The following is an 11,748-nucleotide window of genomic DNA, read 5'->3' as shown; positions in this document are numbered from 1 at the left end:
GCCTCCCGAGCGCTGATCGAACGTGATCGGCACCATCCAACTGGCAGCAGTGCTCTACACGCCAACCCGGTGATCGTTTCCGGTCACAGCACTAGCCAGCGAGCACCGGCGTTCGCCGGGTCGGGTACCGTTTCGCGGCGCGGGGCGGGTCTGTTTCGCCGCTCGCCGTACCGGTGCGGTGGGTTTTCCGACCCGGTGGAGAGGTTCGGTCCTGGGCCGAGGGGAGCGCGAGCGGCTCGGACGGGTGGGGAGGCGAAGATCGGAGCTAGACGCCGAGGCCGTTGCGGTCGACGGTGTCCTCGCGTGGCCAGTCGCTCATCGGAGCGTGGACGGGCAGCGCCATCCCCGGTCCGTGATAGACCCAGGAGTGATGATCGTTGTGGATCATCCGGGTGACCTGTCCGTCGACGAGCTGCCAGCCGCCGCTCCGGTAGAACGGGACGAGCGCGGGCCTGCAGGTGAGGAACCCGAAGGGCAGGCCGAGGTCCGTCAGTGCCCGAGTGGTCTGGCCGAGCAGCTCGCGGCCGACCCCCGTGCCCTGGAAGTCGGGGTCGACGGCGACCAGGCCGACGTCGCCGACCAGAAGGCTCGCGCCGGTTTCGGGGACGCGGAGGAAGCGGCGCAGCAGCCCGAGATGGGCCACGGGCCTGTCGTCCACGCTGCCCACGACCCGCGCCTCCGGCCGTGCTCCCGACCAGCTCCGTCTCTCACGGAACAGCTCTGCGGAGCGCGGATAGGCTCTGGCGAGCATCCCGGTCAGGGCTTCGTGCCACTCGTCGGAGATGTCGTTCTCCCAGGTGAGCGTCCAGCTCAGATGCCCCATCTGGCCGTTTTATCACTGGGGTGGCTTGGCTGTCCCCCGTTTCCCGCCGACCGTGGCCGATCCGGTCGCGCGATCCGTGGCGGAGCGGAATGCGCTGGAATCAGGCGGCTCGTGCCTTCGTGGTCCGCGTGGTTGACTGTCGCGATGAGCGATGACGTGGAGAGTCTCTCGTTTCCTACGGCCGCGGCTTTCGAGGCGTGGCTCACCGTCAACCACGCCTCCTCACCCGGGATCTGGCTCAGGATCGCCAAGAAGGTTGCCGGGGTCGAGTCGCTGGACTACGCCCAGGCGCTCGACGTGGCACTGTGCTACGGCTGGATCGACAGTCAGAAGAAGAGCTTCGACGCCACGCACTGGGTGCAGCGGTTCACCCCGCGCAGGGCCAGGAGCAGGTGGTCGAAGGTCAACCGCGACAAGGTCGCCGCGCTGCTTGAGCAGGGCCGGATGAGGCCTCCCGGCCTGCTGGAGGTCGAACGAGCGAAGGGAGACGGCCGGTGGGAGGCGGCCTATGACGGGTCGCGGACCGCGACCGTGCCCGAGGACCTGGAACGGGCCCTGGCTGGGAATCCCGCCGCGTGGGAGTTCTTCACGACGCTGGACAGCCGCAACCGCTACGCGGTGCTGTACCGCGTGCAGGACGCCAAGAAGCCGGAGACCCGGGCGCGCCGCATCGAGCAGTACGTCACGATGCTGGCCGAGCACAGGAAGATCTATCCCTGACGTGCCAGGCGTCGTGCGCGGGAGGATCCGTCGTGCGGACCCGTCGTCCGGGATCGGCACAGCGCGGGGCTTGCCGTACGGGGTGATCCATGCGGGGTATGCGGGGCTCGCCGTACGGGGTGACCCGTGCGGAGTACGCCGGGCTTGCCGTGCGGGAGATCCGTGCCACATACGCGGCGCCCGCCGTACGGGATCCAGGTCCGTACGGCGGGCGCCCGCTGTTTCCCCGCGACGTTGCGGCCGTCGTCACCGCGCGGTCATCGGGTGCCGAAGGACACCGGGTCACCAGCCGCCGTGGGTCCTGCCGAGCTGGCCGCGAACCGCGCCGCCGTCGAACTCCGTGGTGTGCAGGTTGGCGTACCAGTTCTTGGGGTTCTTCAGCAGCCCCTTGGCGATGTCCCGCTGCACCGGCGCGGTGCCCGCGATCCCGGTGACCGACTCGGGCAGGCCGTTGGCGTCAGCGAACAGGTCGACCACGACCGGGCCGTTCTTGCCACGCTCGCCCCGGTGGATGTGCCCGTTGGTCGGCGCGCTGATGTTGTTCCAGACGGTGGCGTAGTGCAGGCTCGTCCCCTCGATGCCGACGAGCCACTGAGCGGCGCCGTCGCGGTCGCCGACCTTCTTGCCCGCCGTGGGCACCTCCTGTGAGCCGTCCGCCCGGGTCTTGAGCGACGCGTGGGTGCCCTCGGCCAGGACGGAGGCCGGACTGATCGGACGCCCGAGCCGGTACAGCTGCGCGCGCACCGCTCCGCCGGGGAACTCGCCGGTGTGCAGGTTGAGATAGAAGCCGGACGGGTTCTTCTTGATCGCGGCCAGCAGCCCGGCGTCGGCTTCGACGTCTCCGGTCACCGCCTGCGCGCTCCCGGGAAGCGCCTCGCCGAAGAATCCGATCTTGACGTCGCCGTTCGTGCCCGCCTTGCCCTGGTGGATGTGGAACGCGGTCGGGGCGGCGATCCCGTTCCACCGCACGGCGTAGGAGACCCTGCCCCCGCTGATGCGAATCACGGCGAAGGCCTGGCCGTCCCCGTCACCGACGGCGGGACCGCCTTTGACGGGCACCTCGTTGCGTCCGACGAGACGGGCGGCGAAGTAGCCGTCCGAGTACTCCGCCGTCGTGGCCTGAGCGGTGGCCCGATGGTCCGCGGTAGCGGTGTGGACGGCACCGTGGCCCGCCGTGGCGGCGGCGAGGCCGGTGGCCATGGTGGTGGCCGCGACCGTGGTCACGGCGGTGGTCAGGGCGGTGGCGAGGGGGCGCTTGAACATGATGAACCTCTCATTGGTCTGCGGTAACCGAAGCCGTCGTGCCTTTCCGCCCGGTGGTACGGCGCCGCCGGTGAGAGGGGTTCAATCTGCGAATCCGTAAAAATGCACATTGCGAACTCCCCAAAAAACAAACCCTCCCGCGAGGCGGGAGGGCCGGGGTGAGGATGAGGGCGATCCCCGGGAGGGGACACTCCTGGGGCTTCCGGCTTCCGGCTTCCGGCTTCCGAGAAGGACGCCCCTGGGATCTCCGGTCTTCGGGAGGGACACCCCTGGAATCTCTGGGAGGGATCCTCCTGAGGGGGACCGGCCGGTGGGACGGGCGGGTCCGTGGGGTCACACGTCGATGACGAGCAGCGTTCTCCCGCTCGTCGTGTTCACCTCGAAACGGTCGATGTCGGCGGGCGAGAGCGCGGTTCCGCCGTGCACGTAGAGCGGTTCGGGAGAGCCGGGAACCCCGTACCCCTTCTCCGGCACCGCCCAGCCGGTGACGACGCGTCGCCCGCCCGTCCGGGAGACGGCGACCAGCTCGCACTCCAGCGGCCCCCTGACCCCCTTCAGCTCCAGGGCGGCGTGGGTGCCCCAGCCCTTCGTCTCCAGCACCACACCGCCGGAGACGCCGGGGGCTCCCGACCCGGCGATCGGGTTTCCCCGCCGGTAGAACTCCTCGGCGGGACCGTGCGCCGAGTGCACGGGCATGGTCGCGCCGCCGCCGGAGAGGGTGCCGCCCACCGCGACTCCCGTGGCGACCAGGGCGGCCGCGGCGGCGACGCCTATCACGAACGTCCCCCTGCGGGCACGCCGGTCCGCGGCCCTCTTCCGCCTGAGCAGGTCGACCACCTCGCCCCGTGACCCGCTTGTGCGGTCGTCGCCCTCGACGGGCTCGACCCCGGCCAGGGCCTCCGCGGTGCCGGTCAGTTCGGCCAGCTCCGCCGTACAGGAGGGGCAGCCTGACAGGTGCGCGGAGAAGGCGCGCCGGTCGTCCTCCTCGAGCAGTCCCAGGGCGTAGGCGCCCACGTCAGTGTGCTCGACCCGCGGACTCACGCCGTCACCCCTCTTTCCTCAAGCGCGACGCGTAGCGCGCGCAGAGCGTAGTAGACCCGGGACTTCACGGTGCCCACGGGGATGCCGAGCACCTCGGCGGCCTCGTTCACCGACCTGTCCCGCAGGACCGTCTCGTTCAGGATCTCCCTGTGGGGCGGTGACAACGAGGCGAGCGCGTCCGAGACGACCACCCGGCGTAGGAGGTTCTCCATCTGATCGGGCATCGGCACACTCTCCAGAGGCCCCTCGCCCGCCTCGTGGGGGCGCGCGTCCTTGCGGCGACGATCGTCGATCACGATACGTCTGGCGACCGTCGCCAGCCAAGGCATCAGGGAGGGCGCCTCCGCGTCGAACCGGTCCGCGCCACGCCAGGCCCGGACCATGGTCTCCTGCACCACGTCCTCGGCCCACTGCAGGTCGCCTCCGGTGAGCCGTACGACGAAGGACAGCAGCGGCCGGTGGTACTCGTGGTAGAGCTCGGAGAAGATCAGCTCGTCGTCCGGTACGTCGGTCCGGCGCAGGCGGCGGAACCTGCCGCTCAGCCAACCGGGGCCGCGTGGGGCGTTCACCATGGGTTCGACTCCGAGGGGGTCGGCCGGTGGAGCGGGGCAGGTGCTCTGTCGCATCATGGCCTGCGTCCTTCGATCCGTGCGAGTTCGGCGTCGGCAGGCAGTACGCGGCCGGTCATGGAATGGTTCAACGGGCTTCCCGCGAACCGTGGCTCGCTTCCCTCGTGTTTTCCTCCCCGTGCCCCCGAGAGCAGGTGACCGTCAGGGAAGCAGGACGAGGCGTCCCCTGAGACCGCCCCGGGCGAAGCGCTCGTGGGCGGCGGTGGCCTGGTCCAGCGGGAGGGTGTCCGCAACCCTGAGGCTCAGACGTCCCTCACCGGCCAGCCTGGCGAGTTCGGCGAGTCGCGCGCCGTCGGCGCGGATCCAGACGTTGGCCACCCTGGTGCCGCGCAGCGGGAGGGGCTCGGCGCCGCCGAGGACGGCCACGAAGGAGCCGCCGCCGCGCACGGCGGTGAGCGGCGCCTTACCGATCGCGGCGGCGTCGATCGCGCCGTCCACGCCGCCGGGCACCAGCTCCCGTACGGCGGGGCCGAGCTCGGCGTCGCGCGGCACGAAGAACTCAGCGCCGAAACCGCGGACGAGCTTCTCGTCCTCGGCGCCGGCCACGGCGACGACCCGGAGCCCGCGCAGCACGGCCAGCTCCACCGCGTAGCCGCCGACCCCGCCCGCGGCGCCGGTCACCAGCACGGTGCCCCCCTCGGGCAGGTCCAGCAGGTCGAGGGCCTGGTCCGCGGTGAGGGCGTTGAGCGGGAGCGTGGCCGCCTGCGCCGCGGTCACGCCCTCGGGGGCCGGGGCGACCGCGGTGGCGTCCAGCACGATCTGCTCCGCGTACGAGCCGATGGAGACGTCGAGCCGGTCGGCCAGGCCGATCACCCGGTCCCCGACGGCGAACTCGGCGACCCCGGCACCGACCTCCTCGACCACCCCGGCCACGTCCCAGCCGACGCCCTGCACCTCGCGCCGGTCGACCAGCCCGAACTCGACGAGCACCCCCGTCCTGGTCGCCACGTCGACAGGGTTGACCGCCGCCGCCTCCACACGGATCCGCACCTGCCCCGGGCCGGTCCTGGGAATCGGAACCTCCTCGACCTCCAGTGCCTCGGGACCACCGAACGAACGAACCACCACTGCGCGCATCTGCCGCCTCCACGAATTCCGATCACGAATCCGGCCGGGGTCCCGATCACGCTCTCCACCTTGAAGGCCCGCTGAGCGGGAGAGCGTGGAACGAGGACGTTGGCCCGGGGCTTCCGCCCTGATGCGGCAAACTTATGGAGTGCTACTCTCCAGCAGGAAGTACGCACCCGGAGGTGCGTATCGCACCGGAAGGGGTGTCATGGCCACCCAGACGGCCGCACAGCGGAGACAGGACGCGCGGGTCGCGTACGACGCCTACCTGGCAAGCTGCCCCGCGAGGGAACTGCTCGCCACGATCAGCGACAAGTGGGTCAGCCTGATCCTGAACGCCCTGTCCGGGGGGCCGCTGCGCTACAGCGACCTGAACAGGATCATCGCGGGCGTCAGCCAGAAGATGCTCACCCAGACCCTGCGACGCCTGGAGCGCGACGGCCTGGTCTCCCGTACGGTCACGCCCTCGGTCCCGGTCCGCGTCGACTACGCCCTCACCGATCTCGGCCACGGCCTCCAGCCCGTCATGCTGGCCATAAAGAGGTGGGCCGAGGGGAACATCGAACAGGTCCACGCCGCTCGCGAAACCTACGACGCGCGAACCTGACTCACCGCCCCCGCGACGGCCACCGTCGAGACCGTGAACGTTCGCGGGGCGCACCCGCCCCGCTCACCGCGTCGGCGGTTGCAGGACCACACCCGGCTCACCGGAGGGGATGCGGTCACCGGTAACCCCCCTCAGGCGGTCGAGCCACCGTCCACCACGATGTCGCTGCCCACCACGTATCCCGCGTCGTCGGAGGCCAGCCACAGGACCGTGCCGGTGATCTCGTCAAGGGAGCCGACACGGCCGATCGGGACCTGGCCCTTCAGCCGCTCCGCCCGGTCCGCCTCGGTCTCGCCGGGCCGCAGGGACATCGTCGTGTCGTGCGACCCCGGGCTGATCGTGTTGATCCGGATGCCCTGGCCGATGTACTCCAGCGCCGCGGTGCGGGTCAGCGCCGTCACCCCGGCCTTCGAGGCGGCGTAGGCGCCGAAGCCGGGCAGGCGCCTGTGCTGTCCTATCTGCGAGCTGAAGTTGACGATGACCCCGCCGCCCCCGGAGAGCATCGCCGGGATCTCGTGCTTCATCGCCAGGAAGACCCCGGTCAGGTTGACGTCGACCACCCGGGCGAAGTCCTCCTCCGACTGGTCGGCGACCGTGCCGGTGGCCAGCACCCCGGCGTTGTTGATCGCGATGTCGAGCCTGCCGTACCGCTCGACGATCTCGCCGACCAGCGCGGCAAGAGAGGCGGAGTCGGAGACGTCCGCGGTCAGTGCGGCGGCCCGGCCTCCCTCGGCCTCGGCCAGCTTCACGGTCTGGTCAAGCGCCTCACGGCCACGACCGGTCACCACGACCTGGGCGCCCTCGCGGGTGAATCCCAGGGCGACGGCCCTGCCGATGCCCGACCCACCGCCGGACACCAGAACCACCTTGTCACGAAATTTCATGTCAGCCCCTTATTGGAACGATCAGTTAAGAATTGCCAGCGCCTGGGCTGCCGCGTCGCGTAGGCGAGCCGGGTCCGGCTGTCCCTTGGAGACCAGGCGCAGCCCCTGCAGGAAGACCAGCAGGAACCTCGCGAGCGCGACGGGGTCCCGGTCGCCGGGCAGCTCGCCCTGTGCCCGTCCCCTGATGAGGGCCGAGGTCAGCGCGGTCTCGAGCCCCGTCCAGTTGGCATCGACGATCCCGGCGACCCGCTCGTCGCCGGGAAGCAGCTCGGCCGCCGCGTTCACGATCATGCAGCCGCGCCGCCGCCGGTCGCGGATGGCGTCCTCGGCGTAGAACTCGATCAGCGCCCGTACGGCGGGCAGTGCGGGTCCCGGCTGCGACAACATCTCGACGGGCGAGGGGTCCCGGTTCTCCACGTAGCGCCGCAGGGCCTTCAGGTAGAGATCGTGTTTGCCGCCGAACGTGGCGTACAGGCTGGCCCTGCCGATGCCCAGGTGGCCGACCAGGTCGCTCATGGAGGTCGCCTCGTAGCCGCGCTCCCAGAACAGTTCCAGCGCCGCCTGCAGGGCGACCTCGGGATCGAACTCCTTCGTTCTCGCCATGGGGCAACCGTAGAACGATTTAGAACGAGCGGTCAAATAAAGGTACGGCCTGCGCCCCGGGGCAGGCCGTACCGGATCGGAGCCGCTCCCCGGGAGACCCGGGGAGGAGAGAAGAAGCGGTGCCTACTCCCACCGGAAGAGCCGCGCTGCCAGCACACCGGTGACCAGCAGGGTCGCCGCCATCACCACCAGGTGCAGCGGCTGCGGCGCGTGCCCGGCCCACGTGTCGCGGAGCGCCTGGGCGAACGGCGCCAGCGGCAGGAAGTCGCCGATCCGCCGCATCAGGTCGGGCATCAGCTCGCGGGGAATCCACATACCCCCGACGAACAGCAGCGGGAACATCACCAGCGAGCCGATGCCGGGCGCGGACTTGGCGCTCGGCGCCACCGCCGCGATGAGCAGGCCGAGACCGAACATCGAGGCGCTGCCGAGCAGGAACACGCCGACGAAAGCCAGGAAGTTCCTGGGCGCCGCGACGCCGAGGACCAGATTGCCCAGGACGACCAGCAGCGCGGTCGCGAGGACCGCCACCCCGAGGTTGTTCACCACCTGGGCGACCAGCAGCCGGACCGGGCTGACCGGGGTGGTGGACATCCGGCGCAGCACGCCGCTCTCCCGGTAGGTCACCAGCACGGCCGGCAGCGCCGTCAGCGCCATCGTCACCACGGACAGGATCACCATCATGCCCGGGAGCTGGGTGTCGATCGGCCGCTGGCCGCCCAGCTCGGGGCTGGCCTCCTGGAAGCCGGAGATGCTGCCCAGGCCCAGCAGGAGCACCAGCGGGAGCAGGATCGCGAAGAGCGGGCCGCTCGGCTCGCGGAAGAAGAGCTTCGCCTCTGTCAGGATCATCTTGTTCATCGGGAGATCGTCTTTCCGGTGAGGGCGAGGAACGCGTCGTCGAGGGTGGCCCGCTCGACCTGGAGGTCGGCGGGGACGAGTTTGGCGGCGGCCAGGGCGGTCGTGACCGCCAGCAGCAGCTCGCCGGTGCCGGTGACCTCGACGCGCCCGCCGGCGTGCCGTACCGCGCTCACCTCGGGCAGGCCGGTGAGCAGTGCGTCGTCGAAGGGGCGGGAGAGCCGGAACGTGACGCGCTGCGAGTCGTCGACCCGCGAGACCAGCCCGGCCGGGCTGTCCACGGCGACCACCCTGCCCGAGTCGATCAGCGCGAGCCGGTCGCAGAGACGCTCGGCCTCCTCCATGAAGTGGGTGACCAGCAGGACCGTCACCCCGTCGGCCCTGACCTGTTCGATGAGCTCCCAGGTGTCCCGGCGCGCCTGCGGGTCGAGGCCGGTGGTCAGCTCGTCCAGGATCGCCACCTGGGGGTTGCCGACCAGAGCCAGCGCGATGGACAGCCGCTGCTTCTGACCGCCGGAGAGCTTGGCGTATGGGGTGTCCCGCTTTTCGGTGAGCCCGACCCGTTCCATCAGCGTGACCCAGTTGGCGGGCACCCGGTAGAAGGAGGCGTAGAGGTCCAGGGCCTCCCACACCTTGATCCTCGGGTGCAGGGTGGAGCTCTGCAACTGGACGCCGAGCCGTTCCTTGAGCTTGGTGCCGGTCAGGCCGCCCAGCACCTTCACGGTTCCTGAGTCGGGGGTGCGCAGACCCGCGACGCACTCCACTGTGGTCGTCTTACCCGCGCCGTTCGGGCCGAGGACGCCGAAGATCTCGCCCTCCTCGACGGCGAACGACACGTCGTCGACCGCGAGCCGGTCTCGGTACTGTTTGCGGAGGTTGCTGACCTCGATGACCTTCATGCCGACGACGCTAGAAAGCCGGAGAGGGCACGCATAAGCCGTCTGGCCACCCGGCGGGGGTGGAGTTTCCTCCACCCCTGTCGTGCGTTCATCGTCATTGGGCGCGGTGTCCCGATCACGGAGACTCTTACCCATGAGGCGACTACCCCTGAGACAGCATGTGGTGACGGCCGGCCGGGCCCTGGCACTGGGGACCATGGCTGTGGCGGATACCGTGCTGATCGCGTTGATCGCGGTCAGCACCCTGTTCATGTTCGTGGGGGTCATCGTCGCCTTCCCGCCCACGGTCAAGCTGGTCAGGTGGCGCACGAAGCTCGCCAGGAGGCTGACGGGGCGGTGGCTCGGCGCCGAGGTGCCTGCGTCCTACCTGCCGCCCCCGCCGCCGGTCAGGCCCCAGGCGGACGGCTGGTACCGGCACGAGCGCCAGCTCTACAAGACGCCGTGGTGGCCCGAGTGGAACAACCGGGCGAAGTGGATGATCACCGACCCGGCCACCTGGCGGGACGGATTCTGGCTGCTGGTCAACCCGTTCGTCGGCGGGATCCTCGCGCTGCTGCCCCTGGCCATGGTCGGCTACGGCCTGGCCATGCCGTGGTACTGGATGCCGCAGGTCGCTCCCCTCGGCCTGGTCGTCGCCGCCGCCGGGCTGGCGGCGACGCCCTGGCTGCTGCGGTTCTACGGGTGGTGGACCAGGCTGCTGCTCGCACCGACCACCAGGTCCCTGCTGGCGAGCAAGGTCAGACGGCTCGACCAGGTCAGGCAGGACACGGCCGACTCCCAGGCGGCCGAGCTGCGGCGGATCGAACGCGACCTGCACGACGGCGCCCAGGCCAGGCTCGTCGCCATCGGCATGACACTCGGCGCGGTCGAGGAGCTGATGGAGAAGGACCCGGCGGCGGCCAGGGCGCTGCTGGCCAAGTCACGCGAGGCCTCGTCGACGGCCCTCACCGAACTGCGCGACCTCGTCAGGGGCATCCACCCGCCGGTCCTGGCCGAGCGCGGGCTCGGCGACGCCGTACGGGCGCTGGCGCTGGACAGCCCGCTGAAAGTCACGGTCACCGTTGACCTGAAGACGCGCCCCGAGGCGCCCGTCGAGTCTGCGGCCTACTTCTCGATCAGCGAGCTGCTCACCAACGCGGTCAGGCACAGCGGCGCGGAACGGGTGTGGATCGACATCAGCGGCCGGGGCAAGACACTGCGCGTCACCGTCACCGACGACGGTTCAGGAGGCGCGGACCCCTCGCGCGGCAGCGGTCTGCGCGGCATCGAACGACGCCTCGCGGCCTTCGACGGGGTGCTCGCCTTCAACAGCCCGCCCGGAGGCCCGACCACGGCCACCCTCGACCTGCCGTACGCCCTGGTCACGCCGGAATCGGACACGCCGCGCATGCCCCGATGGAAGTGGGTCATCGTGTCGTTCGGCTGGGGGCTCGGCTGGCTCCCGCTCTTTCCCCAGGGCCTGGTCACCATGGTCCTGAAGCTCGTCGGCACCCCGGAGCGTAGCTGGTTCCTCGCGCTCTACCTGCCGGAACCGCTGCAGTGGCCGCTCATCGTCTTCAACATCCTTCTCGGCCTCACCCTGTACAGCCTGGCCTTCGCCCTTCCCCTCGTGCACTCCCAAAAGCACAGGATGGCCCAGCTGGCCCCGGGTTCTCTAAGGTTGGACGAGTGAGCCCCAGAGTCGTCATCGCGGAAGACCTCTATCTCCTGAGGGACGGCCTGGTCCACCTGCTCCAGGCACACGGCTTCGAGGTCGTCGCGGCGGTCGAGTCGGGCCCCGAACTGCTCACCGCGCTGACCGTCCAGCGGCCCGACGTGGCCGTGGTCGACGTACGGCTCCCGCCGACCTTCACCGACGAGGGCCTCCAGGCGGCGCTGGCGGCCCGCAGAGCCGTCCCCGGCCTGCCGGTGCTCGTCCTGTCCCAGCACGTCGAACAGCTCTACGCCCGCGAGCTGCTGGCCGACGGCTCGGGGGCGGTCGGCTACCTGCTGAAGGACCGGGTGTTCAACGCCGAGCAGTTCGTCGACGCGGTCCGCAGGGTCGCCTCCGGGGGCACCGCGATGGACCCCGAGGTGATCGCCAAGCTCCTGGCCAGCACGGCCAGGCACGAGCCCCTCGGGGCGCTGACCCCGCGCGAGCGGGAGGTGCTCGAACTGATGGCCGAGGGCCGTTCCAACGCGGCCATCTCGCAGCGGCTGTTCCTCAGCGAGAGCGCGGTGGGCAAGCACACGGCGGGCATCTTCACCAAACTCGACCTGGCCCCCTCCGACGACGACAACCGCCGGGTCATGGCGGTCCTCGCCTACCTCAACGCGGCCCGCGGCTGACCCCGCGCCTCCTCCGGCGGCGGCGCCC

Annotated in this window: 13 protein-coding genes; 4 read left to right on the top strand and 9 right to left on the bottom strand. The window is 70.6% G+C overall.

The window, feature by feature from the left end:
* Positions 1-265: 265 nt before the first annotated feature.
* Complete coding sequence (locus tag AB0395_RS33760; RefSeq protein ID WP_366288061.1) at positions 266-823, bottom strand: GNAT family N-acetyltransferase; 558 nt, start codon at positions 821-823, stop codon at positions 266-268.
* A 144-nt stretch (positions 824-967) separates the two neighbouring features.
* Here AB0395_RS33760 and AB0395_RS33755 point away from each other — a divergent pair, with 144 nt between their 5' ends.
* On the top strand, positions 968-1,543 hold the full coding sequence (locus AB0395_RS33755) for a YdeI/OmpD-associated family protein (RefSeq protein ID WP_366288060.1): 576 nt from the start codon (positions 968-970) through the stop codon (positions 1,541-1,543).
* A gap of 282 nt (positions 1,544-1,825) precedes the next feature.
* Here AB0395_RS33755 and AB0395_RS33750 read toward each other — a convergent pair whose 3' ends face one another.
* From AB0395_RS33750 to AB0395_RS33735, 4 genes are all read right to left on the bottom strand, one after another.
* Complete coding sequence (locus tag AB0395_RS33750) at positions 1,826-2,806, bottom strand: CHRD domain-containing protein (RefSeq protein ID WP_366288059.1); 981 nt, start codon at positions 2,804-2,806, stop codon at positions 1,826-1,828.
* A gap of 333 nt (positions 2,807-3,139) precedes the next feature.
* The gene (locus AB0395_RS33745) at positions 3,140-3,847 is read right to left on the bottom strand and encodes a zf-HC2 domain-containing protein (protein WP_366288058.1); all 708 of its coding nucleotides are present in this window, start codon (positions 3,845-3,847) and stop codon (positions 3,140-3,142) included.
* Positions 3,844-4,476, bottom strand: a complete 633-nt coding sequence (locus AB0395_RS33740) for a sigma-70 family RNA polymerase sigma factor (RefSeq protein WP_366288057.1) — start codon at positions 4,474-4,476, stop codon at positions 3,844-3,846. The genes AB0395_RS33745 and AB0395_RS33740 overlap by 4 nt, the downstream gene beginning before the upstream one ends.
* Positions 4,477-4,617: 141 nt before the next feature.
* Positions 4,618-5,553: an NADP-dependent oxidoreductase gene (locus AB0395_RS33735; protein WP_366288056.1), complete on the bottom strand. Its 936-nt coding sequence runs from the start codon at positions 5,551-5,553 to the stop codon at positions 4,618-4,620.
* A gap of 199 nt (positions 5,554-5,752) precedes the next feature.
* On the opposite strand from AB0395_RS33735, the gene AB0395_RS33730 reads away from it, so the two are divergent.
* Positions 5,753-6,151, top strand: coding sequence for a helix-turn-helix domain-containing protein (locus tag AB0395_RS33730; protein WP_366288055.1), 399 nt, complete (start codon positions 5,753-5,755; stop codon positions 6,149-6,151).
* A 131-nt stretch (positions 6,152-6,282) separates the two neighbouring features.
* Here AB0395_RS33730 and AB0395_RS33725 read toward each other — a convergent pair whose 3' ends face one another.
* From AB0395_RS33725 to AB0395_RS33710, 4 genes are all read right to left on the bottom strand, one after another.
* Positions 6,283-7,035: a glucose 1-dehydrogenase gene (locus tag AB0395_RS33725; protein ID WP_366288054.1), complete on the bottom strand. Its 753-nt coding sequence runs from the start codon at positions 7,033-7,035 to the stop codon at positions 6,283-6,285.
* A 21-nt stretch (positions 7,036-7,056) separates the two neighbouring features.
* On the bottom strand, positions 7,057-7,638 hold the full coding sequence (locus AB0395_RS33720; protein WP_366288053.1) for a TetR/AcrR family transcriptional regulator: 582 nt from the start codon (positions 7,636-7,638) through the stop codon (positions 7,057-7,059).
* 123 nt (positions 7,639-7,761) lie between these two features.
* The gene (locus AB0395_RS33715; RefSeq protein ID WP_366288052.1) at positions 7,762-8,496 is read right to left on the bottom strand and encodes an ABC transporter permease; all 735 of its coding nucleotides are present in this window, start codon (positions 8,494-8,496) and stop codon (positions 7,762-7,764) included.
* Positions 8,493-9,392 (bottom strand): ABC transporter ATP-binding protein, encoded by a 900-nt coding sequence (locus tag AB0395_RS33710; protein WP_366288051.1) that lies wholly within the window; start codon positions 9,390-9,392, stop codon positions 8,493-8,495. The genes AB0395_RS33715 and AB0395_RS33710 overlap by 4 nt, the downstream gene beginning before the upstream one ends.
* Before the next feature lie 133 nt (positions 9,393-9,525).
* Between AB0395_RS33710 and AB0395_RS33705 the strand changes: the two genes are divergently transcribed.
* Both AB0395_RS33705 and AB0395_RS33700 read left to right on the top strand, forming a co-directional pair.
* On the top strand, positions 9,526-11,064 hold the full coding sequence (locus tag AB0395_RS33705) for a histidine kinase (protein ID WP_366288050.1): 1,539 nt from the start codon (positions 9,526-9,528) through the stop codon (positions 11,062-11,064).
* Positions 11,061-11,720: a response regulator transcription factor gene (locus AB0395_RS33700; protein WP_366288049.1), complete on the top strand. Its 660-nt coding sequence runs from the start codon at positions 11,061-11,063 to the stop codon at positions 11,718-11,720. Before AB0395_RS33705 ends, AB0395_RS33700 begins: the two co-directional genes overlap by 4 nt.
* Positions 11,721-11,748 lie beyond the last annotated feature (28 nt).

Origin of the sequence: Streptosporangium sp. NPDC051023, from assembly GCF_040689595.1 — a bacterium.
GTDB lineage: Bacteria > Actinomycetota > Actinomycetes > Streptosporangiales > Streptosporangiaceae > Streptosporangium.
Note: the sequence above shows the minus strand (reverse complement) of the source record. Positions and strands in the feature narration are given on the sequence as shown.

Excerpts from the sequence above, each read along its gene's own strand:
- AB0395_RS33760 (WP_366288061.1), bottom strand. The coding sequence starts at position 823 with ATGGGGCATCTGAGCTGGACGCTCACCTGGGAGAACGACATCTCCGAC.
- AB0395_RS33755 (WP_366288060.1), top strand. The coding sequence starts at position 968 with ATGAGCGATGACGTGGAGAGTCTCTCGTTTCCTACGGCCGCGGCTTTC.
- AB0395_RS33750 (WP_366288059.1), bottom strand. The coding sequence starts at position 2,806 with ATGTTCAAGCGCCCCCTCGCCACCGCCCTGACCACCGCCGTGACCACG.
- AB0395_RS33740 (WP_366288057.1), bottom strand. The coding sequence starts at position 4,476 with ATGATGCGACAGAGCACCTGCCCCGCTCCACCGGCCGACCCCCTCGGA.
- AB0395_RS33735 (WP_366288056.1), bottom strand. The coding sequence starts at position 5,553 with ATGCGCGCAGTGGTGGTTCGTTCGTTCGGTGGTCCCGAGGCACTGGAG.
- AB0395_RS33730 (WP_366288055.1), top strand. The coding sequence starts at position 5,753 with ATGGCCACCCAGACGGCCGCACAGCGGAGACAGGACGCGCGGGTCGCG.
- AB0395_RS33725 (WP_366288054.1), bottom strand. The coding sequence starts at position 7,035 with ATGAAATTTCGTGACAAGGTGGTTCTGGTGTCCGGCGGTGGGTCGGGC.
- AB0395_RS33720 (WP_366288053.1), bottom strand. The coding sequence starts at position 7,638 with ATGGCGAGAACGAAGGAGTTCGATCCCGAGGTCGCCCTGCAGGCGGCG.
- AB0395_RS33715 (WP_366288052.1), bottom strand. The coding sequence starts at position 8,496 with ATGAACAAGATGATCCTGACAGAGGCGAAGCTCTTCTTCCGCGAGCCG.
- AB0395_RS33710 (WP_366288051.1), bottom strand. The coding sequence starts at position 9,392 with ATGAAGGTCATCGAGGTCAGCAACCTCCGCAAACAGTACCGAGACCGG.
- AB0395_RS33705 (WP_366288050.1), top strand. The coding sequence starts at position 9,526 with ATGAGGCGACTACCCCTGAGACAGCATGTGGTGACGGCCGGCCGGGCC.